Origin of the sequence: Kitasatospora sp. NPDC058115, from assembly GCF_042884635.1 — a bacterium.
Lineage (GTDB): Bacteria > Actinomycetota > Actinomycetes > Streptomycetales > Streptomycetaceae > Kitasatospora.
Window position 1 is genome coordinate 20048 of sequence record NZ_JBHVTL010000048.1, and the last position, 16484, is coordinate 36531.

General features: G+C 75.8%; 14 protein-coding genes and 1 pseudogene. 11 read left to right on the plus strand and 4 right to left on the minus strand.

Annotation, left to right across the window (positions count from 1 at the left end; genetic code table 11):
• Positions 1 to 293: 293 nt before the first annotated feature.
• The 9 genes from ACFVVL_RS33855 (at position 294) to ACFVVL_RS33895 (ending at position 10217) form a co-directional block, all read left to right on the plus strand.
• Complete coding sequence (locus ACFVVL_RS33855) at positions 294 to 1409, plus strand: hypothetical protein (RefSeq protein ID WP_387682113.1); 1116 nt, start codon at positions 294 to 296, stop codon at positions 1407 to 1409.
• A gap of 717 nt (positions 1410 to 2126) precedes the next feature.
• On the plus strand, positions 2127 to 3221 hold the full coding sequence (locus ACFVVL_RS33860) for a phytanoyl-CoA dioxygenase family protein (RefSeq protein ID WP_387682116.1): 1095 nt from the start codon (positions 2127 to 2129) through the stop codon (positions 3219 to 3221).
• Positions 3222 to 3235: 14 nt separating this feature from the next.
• The gene (locus tag ACFVVL_RS33865) at positions 3236 to 4615 is read left to right on the plus strand and encodes a DUF6271 family protein (protein WP_387682142.1); all 1380 of its coding nucleotides are present in this window, start codon (positions 3236 to 3238) and stop codon (positions 4613 to 4615) included.
• The gene (locus ACFVVL_RS33870) at positions 4608 to 5813 is read left to right on the plus strand and encodes a type III PLP-dependent enzyme (protein WP_387682119.1); all 1206 of its coding nucleotides are present in this window, start codon (positions 4608 to 4610) and stop codon (positions 5811 to 5813) included. Before ACFVVL_RS33865 ends, ACFVVL_RS33870 begins: the two co-directional genes overlap by 8 nt.
• Entirely contained in the window at positions 5814 to 6428 is a 615-nt protein-coding gene (locus ACFVVL_RS33875) for a GNAT family N-acetyltransferase (protein WP_387682122.1), read from the plus strand.
• A 104-nt stretch (positions 6429 to 6532) separates the two neighbouring features.
• Positions 6533 to 7837 carry an MFS transporter gene (locus tag ACFVVL_RS33880; RefSeq protein WP_387682145.1) on the plus strand — a complete coding sequence of 435 codons (1305 nt, stop codon included), beginning with the start codon at positions 6533 to 6535 and terminating at the stop codon, positions 7835 to 7837.
• 103 nt (positions 7838 to 7940) lie between these two features.
• The gene (locus ACFVVL_RS33885) at positions 7941 to 8294 is read left to right on the plus strand and encodes a DUF6204 family protein (RefSeq protein ID WP_387682125.1); all 354 of its coding nucleotides are present in this window, start codon (positions 7941 to 7943) and stop codon (positions 8292 to 8294) included.
• Between the two features lie 46 nt (positions 8295 to 8340).
• Positions 8341 to 9282, plus strand: coding sequence for a ChbG/HpnK family deacetylase (locus tag ACFVVL_RS33890; protein WP_387682128.1), 942 nt, complete (start codon positions 8341 to 8343; stop codon positions 9280 to 9282).
• Positions 9279 to 10217, plus strand: a complete 939-nt coding sequence (locus ACFVVL_RS33895) for a hypothetical protein (protein ID WP_387682131.1) — start codon at positions 9279 to 9281, stop codon at positions 10215 to 10217. The genes ACFVVL_RS33890 and ACFVVL_RS33895 overlap by 4 nt, the downstream gene beginning before the upstream one ends.
• On the opposite strand, the gene ACFVVL_RS33900 is transcribed toward ACFVVL_RS33895, so the two are convergent.
• Complete coding sequence (locus ACFVVL_RS33900) at positions 10193 to 11017, minus strand: DUF6597 domain-containing transcriptional factor (RefSeq protein ID WP_387682133.1); 825 nt, start codon at positions 11015 to 11017, stop codon at positions 10193 to 10195. The two genes, ACFVVL_RS33895 and ACFVVL_RS33900, sit on opposite strands and share 25 nt — an antisense overlap.
• A gap of 265 nt (positions 11018 to 11282) precedes the next feature.
• Here ACFVVL_RS33900 and ACFVVL_RS33905 point away from each other — a divergent pair, with 265 nt between their 5' ends.
• Complete coding sequence (locus ACFVVL_RS33905; RefSeq protein ID WP_387682136.1) at positions 11283 to 12263, plus strand: LysR family transcriptional regulator; 981 nt, start codon at positions 11283 to 11285, stop codon at positions 12261 to 12263.
• A 91-nt stretch (positions 12264 to 12354) separates the two neighbouring features.
• Here the strand turns inward: ACFVVL_RS33905 and ACFVVL_RS33910 are convergent, their stop codons facing one another.
• The 3 genes from ACFVVL_RS33910 to def all read right to left on the minus strand — a co-directional run bounded on the left by ACFVVL_RS33910 (position 12355) and on the right by def (position 15469).
• A complete protein-coding gene (locus ACFVVL_RS33910) occupies positions 12355 to 13827 on the minus strand; it encodes an RsmB/NOP family class I SAM-dependent RNA methyltransferase (RefSeq protein ID WP_387682138.1) in 1473 nt (490 codons plus the stop codon).
• A gap of 111 nt (positions 13828 to 13938) precedes the next feature.
• Positions 13939 to 14880 (minus strand): methionyl-tRNA formyltransferase, encoded by a 942-nt coding sequence (fmt, locus tag ACFVVL_RS33915; RefSeq protein ID WP_380298424.1) that lies wholly within the window; start codon positions 14878 to 14880, stop codon positions 13939 to 13941.
• Between the two features lie 43 nt (positions 14881 to 14923).
• On the minus strand, positions 14924 to 15469 hold the full coding sequence (gene def / locus ACFVVL_RS33920) for a peptide deformylase (protein ID WP_380298423.1): 546 nt from the start codon (positions 15467 to 15469) through the stop codon (positions 14924 to 14926).
• Positions 15470 to 15725: 256 nt separating this feature from the next.
• Here def and ACFVVL_RS33925 point away from each other — a divergent pair.
• Positions 15726 to 16092 (plus strand): annotated as a pseudogene (locus tag ACFVVL_RS33925) (hypothetical protein); the annotation flags it as partial.
• Between the last annotated feature and the right edge of the window lie 392 nt (positions 16093 to 16484).

Consider the following 16484-nt stretch of genomic DNA (forward strand, 5'->3'; position numbering starts at 1 on the left):
CCTCCGAACGTGAACGAACGAAACAGGGCGGAACCGGGCCGGAACAGGGCGGAGCCCGGTCCGGTCGGGGCGGACGGGCGAGGGTGACCCACTCCCACCCAACCCGGCCGGACCTTGCCACTGTAGGTGGTGGCGATCTATGACCCCATAGGCCGAACCTATGGCCGAACCGGGAACAAGACCGGCCCACCCCGCCTCCACAAGGTCCAAAAACCGACGCGGCACGGCGGCCCGGGTGCCCTAGCGTTGCCTTCGCACCACGACATGAGGTCTAGACCACAGAGTGGGGAATCATGAATTCGCGTGCACCTAAGGCCCGTTGGACCGGATCGCTGGCGGCAGCCGCGGCACTCCTGCTGACCGGGGCCGGCGCCGGGGCAGCCGCCGCCGGCCCGGCAGCGGGAGCCGCCCCGAGCAGCGCCGGCGCCACTGCCGTCGGCTGGCGGGCGCTCGGGCTGGCCGTCAGCCCGGAGGGAACGAAGGCGTACGTCGTCGCGGCCGACCGCTCCGGCCCCCGCACGCCGGTCGTGCTGCGGACGGTGGACCTGCGCACCGGCGCGGTCGTCGCCGAACTGCCGCTGGCCGAGGACGGCACCGCCGGGAAGCCCGTGGTCAGCCAGGACGGCCGGCGGCTCCACGTCGTCGTGGCGGACCGGCTGGTGACGGTGGACACGGCCGCCGGCACCGTGCTCTCCAGCACCCCGGCGCCGGACCAGACCCGCCCGGCCGGCTGGGCGCCGGGGGCGCTCACCGGGCTGGCGGTGAGCCCGGACGGGTCGAAGGTCTACGCCGGCCAGAACGGCCCGGCCGCCGACGGCCAGGGCGTGCTGCCCGGACGGATCCTGGTGTTCGCCGCCGACCGGGGCGCGTTCACCGGCGCCCTGCCGCTGCGCGGCCACGGCGTGAACGGGCTCGCGCTCCAGGCGGGCGGCGCCGCGGCGTACGCCGCCACCGACCTCGGCGTCGAGCACCTCGACACCACCACGCCGGCCCCGACCGTGCTGCGCCCCGTCGAGCGGCTCGGCGCCGCGACCGAGTTGGCCGCCTCGCCGGACGGCCTGCGGGTGTACGCGCTCGGCGCGCAGGCCTCCGCCGGCACCGGGTACGCCGTCAACACCGTCACCGACGTCGCACGGCCGGTCTTCACCTTCGCCAACGCGCCGGCCGACCTCCACTACGTGGCGGTGAGCCCGGACGGCGGGCGCCTCTACCTGCTCAAGGACAGCTGGACGCCGCAGGCCTCGGTACTCGCCTACGACACCGCCACCGACGCCAACCTGCCGGGCGAGACGCTCACCGGCTTCGGCCTGGACGGCGTCTCGGCCGCCGCCGTCGCCCCGGGCGGCCACGCCCTGCTGCTCGCCGGGATCCGCGGCGACGGCTCCTACCTGAGGACCGTCGCGCTCTGATCCCCGGCGGCCCCCTCCCCCTCCCTCTCCCCGACGGGCGGAAGGGGAGGGGGCCGACCGCGCTCCTCGGTTCAGCGCAGGCCCTGCACCGCCGGCGCGGTGGAGCTGCCCGCGACACACCGTGCGCGACGGGGCCCGGCGCTCCCGGCCCACGAGGCGCAGCCGCCGGAGCCGCGGCGCCGGCGGTGAAGCGCTCGTCGCCCTCGGCAGGCGGCCCCGCACCCGACCTCCACGGCAGCTCCCGGATTAGCCCCCTCCCCGCCGCCGCACCACCGTCGAGCCCCGGGGGGGGATTGCCCCGGCCGCATCCCGAAGGTGCGTCGAACCGGCATCGGAGCCCCCCCTCGACTGCCCTTTCGGGCAGCGAACGAGGCCCCCGGGAGGCAGCCGCACCGCCCCTTCGGCCGGACCGCACCGATCACCCGCCCTGCGGGCTCCGGCGCAGGTCACGGCCGGTCGTCCACCGACCGACGGTGCGCCAGAAGGGGTTCGCGCGCAGAGGGTTGACACCGGAAGTTGGTCTAGTCCACCGTAGGGGCACACCGCATTTGACGAGGCCGGAACAGTCGGCGGCACTCCTTGCCGGACGGAAATCCCTTTCCCGTCCCACCACTCCCCCGGGGCCACGGCCCCGCACCGCCGTGCCCCGAGGCCCGTCCCTCCACCCGGCGCACGGCCACCGACCGACCCGACGCCCCGACCCGAACTTGGAGTGAGATGCCGAAGCCCGACGGGTACCTCTTCCGGGCCGCTTCGGAACGCCCCTACTTCAGCAACGACGGCGAGTCCTACCTCGCCGCCACCGCGCTGAAGGACATCCGCAAGCAGCGCCCGCTGCGCGTGCTGTCCGAGGAGCAGTTCACCTTCTGGCAGACCTACGGCTACGTCGTCGTTCCCGAGGCGATCCCCGCCGAGGCCGCCCGCAAGCTGCTCGACTTCGCCTGGGAGTTCCAGGGGCTCGACCCCGAGCGCCCGGAAACCTGGTACGAGGAGCGGGAGTTCCGTGACGAGCTGGACCGCCACCTGCACATCTACGGCTTCGTCGAGGCCTACCAACACCAGCTCATCTGGGACAGCCGGCAGACCCGGCGGGTCTACGACGCGTTCGTGGACGTCTGGGACTGCGAGGAGCTCTGGGTCACCCTCGACCGGCTCAACCTCAACCCGCCGAACACCGGGAACCGCGACCGCGCGCTGATCGAGCCCACCGACGAGGGCTTCGACATCGAACTGCACTGGGACGTCGACTCCACGGCCGGCATGCTCCCGCAGCGCGTCCAGGGCATCATCGCGCTCACCGACACCGAGCCCGACCACGGCGGCTTCCAGTGCAACCCGGAGCTGTTCCGCCGGTTCAACACCTGGCAGGCCGCCCAGCCGGCCGGCCGCGACCCGATCCGCCCGGCCGTCGACCGCAGCGAATACCCGGTCGTGCGGCCCGAGTTGAAGGCGGGCGACCTGCTGATCTGGAACGGCATGCTGGCCCACGGGGTCGCCGCCAACACCTCCGCGAGCGGGGTGCGCTCGGTCCAGTACCTCTCGATGATGCCCGCGCTGGAGGAGCACCACGAGCTCCGGGAGTCGCGCGTCGACTCCTGGCGGCACCTCTCCACGCCGACCTGGAACCGCACCCTGGTCGGTGACCACCGCGAGCACGAGTCCTTGCGCTACGGCCCGGCCGAACTCACCGATCTCGGAGCCAAGTTGCTCGGCCTGGCGGCCTGGCGCAGCGCCGGGGCCGATCCCGGTGACGCCACTCGGGCGGCCGGAACCGCCGAGGCCGCCGAGGCCACCGAGGGCGGCGAGGCGTGAGCGGGGGGACCACCGTGCGCGACATCTGCCTCGCGCTGCCCACCAACCGGTTCTGCACCCCGGCCATCACCGCCGTCGGCGAGGAAGCCGCCTGGGCCGCCCGCGAGTTCGGCGTCCGGGTCCATCTGCTGATCCTCGACTCGGCGGACGCCGCGGACCGCATCGAGCACGCCAAGGCGGTCGCCGAGCTGCCCGCGACCCCCGGCGTCCTCGTCCACCACCTCGACGAGGAGCAGCAGCGCGCCTTCCTGCGCGCCGCGATCGACGGGGCCCGCGCCGAGGATCCGGCCCTGGCCGCCGCCGCCGACGCCGACCGCCTGCTCGGCCTGATGCTGCCGGACGCCGTCTCCTACGGCGCCTGCACCAACCGGGCGTTCCTGCTCGCCGCCGCCCTCGGCTGCTCCTCCGTGCACCGCCGCGACTCCGACAGCGCCTACCAGCGGCTGAACGGCGAACCGGTGTACCCGGTCCACCACGAACTGCGCTCGATCGGCCGGCGGGCCGCCGACGCCGCGCCCGGCGTCACCCACCACACCCTCGACCCGGTGCACGCGCAGAAGCCCGTCGCGCTGGTCGGCAGCTCCTTCGTCGGTGAACTCTCCGTCGACCTCGGCGAGATCCGCGCACTCGACCCGGCGTGCTACGAGGAGGTCGTCGGCCTGTGGGCGCGCACCGGCTCCACCGCCGAGGAGCGCCGCGAACTGGTCGCGGACTCCTTCGTCGGCAGCGGCACCGACCCGTTCACGCACGACCGCGCGGTGCTCGACCTGCCCGACATCTGGCGGATAGACATGTGCAACATCGCCCTGGACCGCGAGGTGTACGAGCGGGTGCCGCTGCCGCCCGCGACCGACACCATCGGCAGCGACTACCTGCTGCACCACCTGGTGCTGCACGCCGGACTGCCCGGGGTCACCCACAACCGCAACGTCATCAACCACTACACGCCCGAACGGCGCACCGACGCCGGGTTCACCGCCTACCAGCTGCGGTACACCAAGTTCCTGCTGTCGATGCTCTACCTCTACCCGGTGTACGACGCGCTGGAGGAGGCGGGCGGGTCGCTGCTCGACGCGGAGCACCACCTGCGCCCCGCGACGGTCGCGCGGGCCGCCCGGCGGGCGGCCGGGGCGGACCGCTCCGAGAACCACCGCCGGCTGGCCGTCCTCGACCGCGCCTACCGCGGACTCGGCGGCCGGTACGCCGCGTTCGCCGACCACCTGGCACCGCTGCGCGCCCGGCTGCTGGACGAGGCGCAGGCCGACATCGAGGCCTTCGCACTGCTCGTCGACGCCTGGACGCCGCTGGTCCGCGCGGCCCGCGCCACCCCGCCCCTCGCACCCCTCCCGCCCGGCTCCTCGGCCGGGGCCGGCCGGAGCGCCGCCCATGCCTGACGACGGACGCCTGCGCGCCGCCCTCGCCGCCGCCGAGGACGACCGGATCATCTTCGACCTCGACGGCATCGAGGCCCAGTACGACGCCCTGCTGAGCGAACTGCCCGGCATCGACGTCCGGTTCGCGATGAAGGCCTGCCCGGTGGACGAGGTGCTCGACTGCCTGGCCGCCCGGGGCGCCGGATTCGACGCGGCCGGGCCGCAGGAGATCACCCAGGCGCTGCGCACCGGCGTGCCGGTCGGACGGATCCACTACGGCAACACGGTGAAGTCCGACCGGCAGATCGCCGAGGCGTACCGGCTCGGTGTGCGCGACTTCGCCACCGACAGCCTGGCCGACGTCGCCGCGCTCGCCGAACACGCGCCCGGCGCCCGGGTGTTCTGCCGGCTCGCCACCACCGGCGAGGGCGCCCTGTGGGGGCTGAGCCGCAAGTTCGGCTGCTCGCCCGAGGACGCCGTCCGGGTGCTGACCGCGGCCCGGGACGCCGGGCTGATCCCGGCCGGGCTGTCGGTGCACGTCGGCTCGCAGCAACTCACCGTCGAGGCCTGGCAGAGCGCGCTGGACACGCTCGCCGTGGTGATCGAGGAGACCGCCCGGCACGGGATCCTGCTGCAGCACGTCAACCTCGGCGGCGGCCTGCCCGCGCTCGGCGTGCTCGACCGGCTCGGCCACCCGCTCCAGCCCCCGGTCGACAAGATGTTCGCGGTGATCCGGGAGGGGATGGAGTACCTGCGCGAGGTCTCCGCCGGGCCGCTGGACTTCCTGCTGGAGCCGGGCCGCCACCTGGTCGCCGACCACGGCGCGATCCGGGCCCACGTCACCCGCCTGACGGAGCGTCAGCAGCTCGGCGGGGAGCGGTCGCACTGGCTCTACCTGAGCTGCGGCAAGTTCAACGGCCTGTACGAGATGGACGGGCTGCGCTACCGGCTGGAGTTCCCCGCCCACGCCGGGGCGCCGACCGTACCTGCCGTGATCGCCGGCCCCACCTGCGACAGCGACGACGCCTACGACGAGGGCGCCGGCGTGCCCGTCCCCCGGGACGCCGCCTCGGGCGACCCGGTGTGGATCCTCTCCTGCGGGGCCTACGCCACCTCCTACACGACACGGGGATTCAACGGCTTCCCACCGCTCCCCCACAGCTGCGTCCGGGCGGGCCGTCCGTCCGGCGCACCCGGCCCCGAGAGAGACCCGCAGTAGATGTCCCCGCACCACACCGCCGAGCAGCACCCCACCCTCCTCGACGACCGCCCGTTCGACGACCGCCCGTTCGACGACCGCCCGTTCGACGACCGCCCGTTCGGCGGCACCCGCCTCGACGGGGGCCTCCTCGTCCGCCCCCTCGCCGAGGCCGACTGGGCCGAGATCGTCCCCCTGGAGGCCCGCGCCTACGCCGCGAGCGGCCTCTCCGAGGGCGGCGGGACACTGCGCTCGCGCCACCGGGCCGCCCCCGACTGGTGCTTCGCCGTGGAGCACGAGGGCGCGTTCGGCGGCTACCTGCTCGCGCTGCCCTACCCGCTCGGCCACTGCCCCGACCTCGCCCGCGCGGAGTCCCCGGCCGCCCGCACCTCCGGCAACCTGCACGCCCACGACCTGGTCGTCACCGAACGGCTGCGCGGCCGCGGCCTCGCCCCGCGCCTGCTCACCTTCCTCGCCGACACGGCCCGCGCACGCGGCTACGCCACCGTCTCGCTGGTCGCCGTGCGCGGCAGCGAGGTCCTCTGGGCCCCGCTCGGCTACCGCCCCGACCCCGGGGTGGAACTGCCCGCGAGCTACGGCGAGCAGGCCGTCTACATGGCGATGTCCCTGCGCTAGGGCGTGTCCCGGCCCCCCGGCGGCCCACCTCCCCGCAAGCGGACTCCCCCGCAGCGGACTTCCCCGCAACGACCTCCCCCCACAACGATCGGGCTCTGATGCACATGCTCCGCGTGCGCGACGACTTCCTGCGAGCACACCTGGCCGTCGCAGCGCTGTTCTGCTTCCTCGGCTTCCAGTACGCGACCTGGGTCTCCCGCCTCCCCGCCCTGAAGACCCGGCTCGACCTCGACGACGGCCGGATCGGCCTGCTGCTGATGGTCTGCGGCATCGGTGCCGCCGTCTCCTTCCCGCTGGTCGCCTCGCTGATGAAGCGGTTCGGCTCCCGCGTCCTCGCCACCGTCTCCGCGATCGGCCTCGCGCTGATCCTGGCCGGCCTCACCCTGGCACCCAGCTACCCCGTCCTGCTGGTGGTGGCCTGCCTCGACGGCGTCGCGGTCGGCTTCCTGAACGTCGCGATGAACGCCCAGGGCGCCGCCATGGAGGTCCGCTTCCAGCGCACCGCGATGTCCAGGCTGCACGCCACGTTCAGCGCCGGTTCCCTGCTCGCGGCCCTGCTCGCCTCCGGTGTCACCGCCGTCACCACCACGCTGTCCGCCCACTTCGCGATCGCCGCCGCCGTCCTCGCCCTGCTGCTGCTCCTCGCCCAGACCGGCATGCTGGCGGACGAGCCCGCCAAGGCCGCCGAGGCCGCCGAGGCCGCCGAGGCCGCGCCCGAACCCGCCGCGGAAACGCCCGCGAAGCGCCGCGGCATCCCGCTCCCCTCGCGGATCACCGTCTGGATGGGCCTCGCCATGGTCTTCGGCACCGTCACCGAGGGCGCCATGAACGACTGGTCCGCCCTCTACCTGGAGAACGTCGTCCGGGCCTCGCACCAGCTGGCGCCGATGGGCATCGCCGTGGTCTCGGTGATGATGGTGCTCGCCCGGCTGTTCGCCGACGGCTGGCGCACCCGCTTCGGCGACGGCCGGATCGTGCGCGTCGGCAGCACCGTGGCCGGGCTCGGACTGGCGCTCGCGCTGCTGGTCGGCGGCGTGGTGCCGACCCTGATCGGCTTCGCCTGCGTGGGCCTGGGCGTCGCCGCCGTCACCCCCTGCGTCTACGTCGCGGCCGCCCGCCAGGGCTCCGACGCGCTCGCCCTGGTCGCCGCCACCGGCACCACCGGCCTGCTCGCCGGCCCCGCCCTGATCGGCTTCATCGCCAACGCGAGCAGCCTGGTCTGGGGCATGGGCGTGGTCGCCGCCTCGGCGGTGGTCGTCGCGCTCTGCGCCACCCGGATCCAGTGGCCCTCGCTCGACGCGGCCCCCGACGCCCCGACCGCCGACGCACCGACCGCCGATACCCCGCCCGCCGACGCACCCGCCCCGGACAGCCCGGCCCCCGCCGACGCCACCCTCGGCCAGGCCTGACGGCCCGGCCCCGGCGCCCCCGCGTCCGTCCCGGCGCGGGGGCGCCGCCCGTTCCCCGGAAAACCCGTCGCCCGCCCGCCACGGCCCGGCATACGCTCACCGGATGACCACGCGCACCTTCCGCATCACCGTCCGCGGCGTCTTCGACGGCCTCACCCCCGAGCAGCACGCCGAGCTGGCGTCCCGCGCCGCCGAGCACGACATCCTGTTCGCCGCCTTCACCCCCGAGGGCCACCTCAGCTACGACCTGAACGCCCGCGCCGTCTTCACCTTCCGCTACCAGGACTCCGGCGAGGCCGAGGAGGACATCCTCGACGCCACCGAGCGCGCCGAGGCATCCGCCCGCGCCTGGCTCGACGGACGCGGCTACGGCTACAAGAACCTCCGTTCCCAGGCCGAGGACCTCTCCCAGGCCCCGCTCGGCAAGCGCCAACGCCGCGCCGCCCGCGAGGTCTGAGCGAAAATCCGCCGCACGGCGCCCACCGCCCCGGCAGACTGCGGGCGTGACCCTGCCGACCCCCCTCGCCACCGCGTTGCTCGGCCACCCGCCGGGCACCCGCCTGCTGCTGCTCAACTGCGACGACTTCGGCCTCAACGAGGACGTCAACCTCGCCGTCGTCGAGGCGGTCGAACACGGCGTCGCCGCCTCCTGCAGCCTCATGACCGGCTGCCCGGGCTCCGCGCACGCGCTGCGCCTGCTGCGCGAGCGGCCCGGGCTGCCGTTCGGGATCCACCTCACCCTGGTCTGCGACACCGAGGCGCCCGGCCACCGCTGGGGCCCGCTCGCCCCGGCCGCGGCCGTCCCCTCGCTGCTCGACCCCGCCGGGCGGCTCTTCCCCGCCACCCCCGACGGCCGCGCCCGGCTGCTGGCACGGGCCCGCACGGCCGACGTGGAACGGGAGTTCCGCGCCCAGATCGAGGCCGCCACCGGCCCCGGGCTCGACCCGACCCACCTGGACTTCCACTGCCTGGCCGACGCCGGCCGCCCCGACCTCCTCGACCTCGCGCTCGCGCTCGGCGCCGAATACGGACTGGCCGTGCGCATCTGGCTCTCCCCCGCCCTGGAACGCCTGCGCGCCCGCGGGCTGCCGGTGGTCGACCACCCCTTCCTGGACAGCTTCGCCGTCCCGCTCGACGGCAAGCCCGCCCACTACGCCCGGCTGCTCGCCGCGCTGCCGCCGGGTCTGACCGAATGGGCCGTCCACCCCGGCCTCGGCACGCCCGCCACCCGCCCCGGCGACGGCGGCTGGCGGGTGCGCCGCTCCGACCTCGCCTTCCTCCTCGCCCCGCGCACCCGCGAGCTGCTCGCCGAGCACGGCATCACGGTGACCGACTACCGCCCGCTGCGGGCCCACTGGCCCGGACCGGTCGCCCACGACACCGGACCGTCCGTGTCCGGATCGTTCAAGACCCCCGCCCCCGGGCCGCCTACGGTCGAGCCATGACCCGCACCGCACGCCTCACGCCCACCAGGCTCGACGCCGCCGCCGACTTCCTCTGGACCTCGGGGCGCGTCCTCGAACAACGCCGCTTCGCCCACCTGTTCGACGCCCGGCCCGATTCCGTCGGCGTCCTCGCCGCCCTCGGCGCCCACTGCGCCCCCGGCGGGGGCTTCGCCTACGGACTCGAACCGGACGTCCGCGGACCGGCCCCCCAGCCCATCGCCGTCCCCGCCGCGCTCCTCGCCCTGGAGGAGGCCGGGGCCCTGGACGAGGACCGCGCCCGGCCGGTCTGCGCCTGGCTGGCCGAGGTCTCCGCACCCGACGGCGGCGTGCCCGTCGTCCTGCCGAGCCTGCGGCCCTACCCGCGGCCGCCGTTCCTGCCGGTGCCCGAGGAGGGCGTCGAACCGGTCGGCGAACTGCTGTCCACCGGGCAGATCGTGGCCCCGCTGCTGCGCCAGGGCATCGACCACCCGTGGCTCACCGCCGCCACCGCGTTCTGCCGCGCCGCCGTCGAGAAGCTCGGCGCGCCGCACCCGTACGAGGTGGGCGCCGCGCTGCGCTTCCTCGACGCCGCCCCGGACACCGACTGGGCCCGGAGCGAGGCGGCCCGGCTGGGCGCGCTCGTCCGCGAACAGCGGCTCGTGCTGCTCGACCCGGCCCGGCCCGAGGAGGCCCGGACCGCCCCGGGCTACGCGCCGCGCGAGCACCACCTGCCGCACGACTACGCCCGCACGCCCGACAGCCTGGCCCGTTCCTGGTTCACCGACGAGGAGCTGGACCGCGGCCTCGACCACCTCGCCGCCGCCCAGCAGCAGGACGGCGGCTGGCCGATCAACTGGGTGCGCTGGTCGGCGAACACCGAGTCCGAGGCCCGCCCCGGGGTGACCCTCCAGGCCCTGCTCACACTGCGCGCCTACGACGACGCGCCGGACTCCTGACCCCGGGCCCCACCCGGCCCGGCCGCCCGTCGGCCCAGCAGCGCTCCCGGCGGCATCCCCGCCCACCGGCGCACCTCCCTGGTGAGGTGCGCCTGGTCGGCGTACCCGGCCAGCGCCGCCACCTCCGCCAGCCCCGGCCCCGCACCGCCCCCGCCACCGTCCCCCTCCCCCGTTGCCGGCCCGGGCGCCGACCGCGCGCAGGCCAGCGCCCGCTGGAAGCGCAGCACGGCGTGCAGGGTCTTCGGCCCGTAGCCGACCGCATCGGTCATCCGACGGCGCAACTGCCGCTCCGAGAGCCCCAGTTCGGTCGCGAGCTCCGGCAGTCGCGCCCCCTGCGCGCGCCCCAGGGCGACCACCGCCCGCTCCACCACCCGATCCGGCTCCCACCCCGGCACGAGCGCCGCGACGAACGCCTCCAGCTCCGCCGCCGCCTCCCGCGGCCCGCCCGCCCCGGCCAGCCGCTCCCCGAGCCGCTCCGCCGCCGTCGCGCCGACCACCTCGGCCAGCGGCACCTGGAGGTCGCGGAGCTCCCGCGCCGGCCTCGCCCCCAGCAGCAGGCCCGCCGCGCCGGGCCGGAACCGCACCCCCGCCAGTTCCGCCCCGCCCCGCACCGGGACGCTGCGGGGCGCGAGGTCCGCGCCCACCACCTGCAGCCCCTCGTCCGACCACACCAGGTCCACGCACCCGTCCGGCACCACGAGCTGCTCGTACGACGGCCCCGGGGCGTGGTGCCGCGTCCAGAGGCAGGACACCTGCCGCCCGGGCGCCACCGCCGGCCGCCACTCCGTGTACGCGGACACGGTCACCTCCCCGCTTCCGGCCGCCCGGGCCGGCGTGCGCCGTCCTGCGCCGAGAAGGTCGGCACACGGCCTCCTTGGCAGCTCCCGATCGGCATGCCATTGTCAATCATCACGTCAGATCCTTTACTCCCCAGGGGAGTTGTGGCGATCGACGCCGGATGCCGAGTCGTCGCGCGCTCCCGCGGAACCCAGGTCAGCACACTTTTCACCTCCGGTCATCCCCACCCCCCCACATCCAGCCGACCGACCACCAGCGGAGAACCTCATGCCGGACCTCGATCTCAACCTGCTCGTCGCCCTGGACGCCCTGCTGGAGGAGGGCAGCGTGACCGGTGCCGCCGAACGGCTGCACACCTCGGCCCCGGCGATGAGCCGCACGCTCGGACGGCTGCGCCGCGTGCTCGGCGATCCCCTGCTGGTCCGGGCCGGCCGCGGACTGGTGCCGACGCCTCGCGCGGTGGAACTGCGCTCCGAGGTCCGCGCCCTGGTCAGCCGGGGCCAGGCCCTGCTGATACCGCCCGCGGCCGCCGAACCCGCCGAGCTCAGCCGCCGGTTCACCCTGCAGACCGGCGACGTCCTGCTGACCACGATCGGCGCGGCCCTGCTGGCGGCGGTCCGCGCCCAGGCCCCGGCGGTGACGCTGCGCTTCCTCGGGGACGACCTGGAGGGCACCAGCGCGATGCGCGACGGCGTGATCGACCTGGAGGTCGGCGTCACCGACCAGCTCGACCCCGAGACCCGCACCGAACCCCTCACCAGCACCCGCCTGGTGGGCATCGCCCGCACCGGACACCCGCTGGCCCACGGCGCGCCCCCCACCCTGGAGGAGTTCGCCGCCGCCGATCACCTCACCGTCTCCCGGCACGGCCGGGGCCCCGAGCAGGTCGACCAGCGCCTGGCCCAACTCGGCCTCGCCCGAAGGATCGTGGCCAGCGTACCGAGCTACCCGGCGGCGCTCTTCCTGCTCCGCGACACCGAACTCGTCGGCCTCGCGCCGGCCCGGCTCGGCGCCCCGGCCGCCGAGGCGCTCGGCCTGGCCACCTTCCCGCTGCCGGTCGACCTCCCCGAGGTGGTCCTGAGCATGGCCTGGCACCCGCGCAACGACCAGGACGCCGGCCACCGCTGGCTGCGCGACCTGGTCCGCGGCGTGGTCGCCACGCACACCGGCCCGGCCCGCCCCGCGCCGGCCTTCCCCCGCCCCGACCCCGCGCGCACCGTCCCGCGCCCCGCGCTCTCCGCCCGCTGACCCGCGGGCGGGACCGCCCGTCCCACGGGCCCGGCTGCGCGAACGGCGGCGCACCACGGACCCCCGTGGTGCGCCGCCGCGGAGCATCCGCCTACGCCGTACGGCGCAGCAGGGCCAGGTACATCGCGTCCGTGCCGTGCAGGTGCGGCCAGAGCTGGACGTCCGGGCCCTCGCCGAGGGCGGGGACGTCCGGGAGCAGCGGCCGGGCGTCGATCCACTCGACCCGGGCGCCCTCGGTGCGCAGCACGTCGTCCACCACCGCGCGGGTCTCCGCGAGGTGCGGGGAGCAGGTGGCGTAGCCGACCACGCCGCCGATCCGGGTGGCCTCGATGGCCGAGCGCAGCAGATCGCGCTGGAGCGGGCCGAAGGCGGCGACGTCCTGCGGACGGCGGCGCCAGCGGGCCTCGGGGCGGCGGCGCAGGGCGCCGAGGCCGGAGCACGGGACGTCGACGAGCACCCGGTCGAAGCCTCCGGCCCGCCAGGCCGGGCGGGTGCCGTCGGCGGCGATCACGGTGTACGGGCCGGGGTTGCCGGCCAGGGCCCGGGCGACCAGCCGGGCCCGGTGCGGCTGCTTCTCGCTGGCGACCAGCGCCGCGCCGCGCTCGGCGGCGAGCGCGGCGAGCAGCGCGGCCTTTCCGCCGGGGCCGGCGCAGCCGTCCAGCCAGAGCCGGTCCGGGCCGTCCAGCGGGGCGGCGGCGAGGGCGAGGGCGACCAGCTGGCTGCCCTCGTCCTGGACGCCCGCCCGGTTCTCCTGCACGGCCGCGACCGAGCCCGGGTCGCCGCCCTCGGCGAGCCGCAGCGCGTACGGGGACCAGCGGCCCGGCTCGGCCTCGGGGAGCGCGTCGGCCAGCTCGCCGACGGTGGCCCGGCCGGGGCGGGCCACCAGGATGACCTCGGGGCGCTCGTTGTCGGCGCGCAGCAGCTGCTCCACGGCGGTGCGCCCGGCGTTGTCGGGCTGCCAGCGGCCGAGCGAGTCCCACAGCGAGGCGACCACCCAGCGCGGGTGGGAGTGCACGACGGCGAGGTGGTCCTCGGCGTCCTGGTCGTACGGCGGGGCGACCCGCTGGATCCAGGCGTCCAGGTCGTGGGCGCTGATCCGGCGCAGCACGGCGTTGACGAACTTGGCCTTGCCGTCGCCGAGCACCACCCGGGCCAGCTCGACGGTGGCCGAGACGGCGGCGTGGCTGGGGATGCGGGTGGTGAGCAGCTGGTGGGCGCCGAGCGAGAGCACGTCCAGGACGGGCGGGTCGACCTTGCTGAGCGGGCGGTCGATGCAGGCGGCGATGATCGCGTCGTAGGTGCCCTGGAGCCGCAGGGTGCCGTAGACCAGCTCGGTGGCGAGGGCGGCGTCGCGCCGGTCCATGCCCTTCTGCTCGGCCTCGCGGAGCAGGGAGGGGAGGATCAGGTTGGCGTAGGCGTCGCGCTCGTCGACGGCGCGCAGGGCGCGGAAGGCGACGATCCGCGCCGGGTCCTTCTTCGGGCGCCGGTGCGGGCGCGGGGCGCGCTTGCCGCCGGACGCGCCGGGCGTGCCGGAGGTGCCGTGGGTACTGCCGGTCGTGCTCATGGGATGTGCCTCAAAGTGCTGCGGGGGCTATTTCTGGATCTCTCGAACAGTAACGCGGAACGCCGGAGCGGGCCCGACCCGGACCGGACGGACCGGACGGACCGGACGGACTCAGGCGGACCCGCCCAGCCGCTCGCCCGACTCGATGCGCGCGCCGCGCGCCCAGTCCGCCGCCCGCATGGCCTTCTTGCCCTGCGGCCGGACCTCGCCGAGCTCGACCTCGTGGCTGCCGGTGCCGACCCGGACGCTGTTCTTGCCGACGGCCAGCTCGCCCGGCGCGAGGTCCGCGGAGCCGGGCAGCAGCCGCACCGGGCCGGTGACCTTGAGCCGCTCGCCGCGGAACTCCGTCCACGCGCCGGGGGCGGGGGCGCAGCCGCGCACCACCCGGTCGACCCGCAGCGCGGGCGCGGTCCAGTCGATCCGGGCGTCCTCGACGCCGATCTTCGGGGCGAGGGTGACGCCCTCGGCGGGCTGCGGCACGGCGTGCAGGCTGCCGTCGGCGATGCCGTCCATGGTGGCGGCGAGCAGCCGGGCACCGGAGTGGGAGAGCCGCTCCAGCAGGTCGCCGCTGGTGTCGGCCGGGCGGACCTCCTCGGTGATCACGCCGTAGACCGGGCCGGAGTCGAGGCCCTGCTCGATGAGGAAGGTGGACGCGCCGGTCACCTCGTCGCCGGCCAGCACCGCGTGCTGGACGGGGGCGGCGCCGCGCCACGCGGGGAGCAGCGAGAAGTGCAGGTTCACCCAGCCGTGCGCGGGGATCTCCAGGGTGCCGGGGCGCAGCAGGGCGCCGTAGGCGACGACCGGGCAGCAGTCGGGGGCGAGCTCGGTGAGCCGGGCGACGAAGTCGGGGTCGCTGGGCTTCGCCGGCTTGAGGACCTCGATCCCGGCCTCCTCGGCGCGCTGGGCGACGGGGCTGGCGACGAGCTTGCGGCCGCGGCCGGAGGGGGCGTCGGGGCGGGTGACCACCGCGACGACCTCGTGCCGGTCGGAGGCGAGCAGGGCGTCCAGGGCGGGAACGGCGACCTCGGGGGTGCCGGCGAACACGAGGCGCATCAAGTGCCTTTCTGCGGTGCGGAGTCGACGTGGTCGGCGGCGCTCAGCGCGCCGAACCGAAGGTGCTGTGCGGGGAGACCTTGACCACCGGCGCGGGGCCCGAGCCCCAGTCCGCCTCGCGGATCGCCCTGAGCGCGGCCTTCCGCTGCTCGGCGTCGAGGCGGTCGATGAAGATGATGCCGTCGAGGTGGTCGGTCTCGTGCTGGATGCAGCGGGCCAGCAGCTGGGTGCCCTCGACGGTGACCGGGTCACCGTACATGTTGAAGCCCCTGGCGACGACGCCGTGCGCCCGGCGGGTGTCGTAGCGCAGCCCGGGCAGCGACAGACAGCCCTCCGGGCCCTCCTGCTCCTCCTCGCTGAGCGACAGGTCCGGGTTGATCAGGTGCCCGGTGACGCCGTCCACGTGGTAGGTGAACACCCGCAGCGAGATGCCGAGTTGGGGCGCTGCCAGACCGGCGCCGGGGGCGTCGAGCATGGTGTCGGTGAGGTCCTTGACGAGGGTGCGGAGCTCCTTGTCGAAGGTGGTGACGGGCCGGGCGGTGGCGCGCAGTACGGGGTCTCCGAAGATGCGGATCGGCTGGATCGCCACGGATGCGGGCTCCTGTCCGTCGGGTCCGGGATGCGGGGGTCGGGCTGCTGGCAACGAGCGGGCCGGGCGGTGCGCGCGCGGCCGTCGGCCAGTCTATGCAATCCGTCCGGACCGGGGTCCGGCACATCCCGCTCGCCCCGCCTGCGTGACCCCGGCGGGCGCTCCGGCGTTGGTCAAGTGGGATTGACCGTGGCCGGAGCGCGCGGGAAGGGCGCTCCGGCCGAGCCGAACCGTAACGGAAGGCGGCACGTAAGCCATGGCCGAGCAGATCAACCACGACGCCCGGGCGAGGGCGAGCCTGCACCTGCTGGTGCGGGACATCGAGCGGGTGCGGCGCCAGGTCGACGCCCTGCGGACGCTCACCGCCCAGTTGGGCAACGTCTACCGGCCGCGCCGCCCCAGCACCTCCGCGGGCTTCGTGGTGTACGGGCGGGCCCCGGCGCCGACGGTGCGCCTGGCCCAGGAGCTGCGGGAGAGCGTGGAGACGCTGGTGGCGGCGGCCGTCGAGTTCGACCGCGCGCTGGGCTTCTCCTGGGACTCGGTGGGCTCGGCCCTCGGGGTCACCAAGCAGGCGGTGCACCGCCGCTACGGGATGCGCCGGCCGGCCGGCGAGCTGCTGGCGGCGGCCGGAACGGTGCCGGGCCCGGGCCGGCCGGACCGCTCCGAGGAGCTGCCGGGCCACACCCCGGCGGTCGCGCACGCCCCCACCCCCGCCCACGGCCCCGCCCACCCGCCGGAGCGCGAGCGCACCCCCGCCCCGACCGGACTGGCCACCACCGTCCCGGCCGCCCGCCAGGGCGGTCTCGACCGCAGCAGCCTCGACCGCCCCGCGCTGGACCGCCCCGCGCTGGACCGAACCCCCCTCGACCGCCCCGCCCTCGACCGCACCACGCTGGACCGCACCACGCTGGACCGAACCGCCCTCGACCGCCCCGCGCTGGACCGCCCCGGCGTCCCGCTGCGCGGCTGACGCACCCCGGGCGTCGGGTGAGGGCCGCGGTCACGGACACCGCGC

Bases quoted from the DNA above. Each gene is read 5' to 3' on its own strand.
- ACFVVL_RS33875 (WP_387682122.1), top strand. From the start codon at position 5,814: ATGTCCCCGCACCACACCGCCGAGCAGCACCCCACCCTCCTCGACGAC.
- ACFVVL_RS33855 (WP_387682113.1), top strand. From the start codon at position 294: ATGAATTCGCGTGCACCTAAGGCCCGTTGGACCGGATCGCTGGCGGCA.
- fmt (WP_380298424.1), bottom strand. From the start codon at position 14,880: ATGCGCCTCGTGTTCGCCGGCACCCCCGAGGTCGCCGTTCCCGCCCTG.
- ACFVVL_RS33910 (WP_387682138.1), bottom strand. From the start codon at position 13,827: ATGAGCACGACCGGCAGTACCCACGGCACCTCCGGCACGCCCGGCGCG.
- ACFVVL_RS33870 (WP_387682119.1), top strand. From the start codon at position 4,608: ATGCCTGACGACGGACGCCTGCGCGCCGCCCTCGCCGCCGCCGAGGAC.
- ACFVVL_RS33885 (WP_387682125.1), top strand. From the start codon at position 7,941: ATGACCACGCGCACCTTCCGCATCACCGTCCGCGGCGTCTTCGACGGC.
- ACFVVL_RS33860 (WP_387682116.1), top strand. From the start codon at position 2,127: ATGCCGAAGCCCGACGGGTACCTCTTCCGGGCCGCTTCGGAACGCCCC.
- ACFVVL_RS33895 (WP_387682131.1), top strand. From the start codon at position 9,279: ATGACCCGCACCGCACGCCTCACGCCCACCAGGCTCGACGCCGCCGCC.
- ACFVVL_RS33905 (WP_387682136.1), top strand. From the start codon at position 11,283: ATGCCGGACCTCGATCTCAACCTGCTCGTCGCCCTGGACGCCCTGCTG.
- ACFVVL_RS33880 (WP_387682145.1), top strand. From the start codon at position 6,533: ATGCTCCGCGTGCGCGACGACTTCCTGCGAGCACACCTGGCCGTCGCA.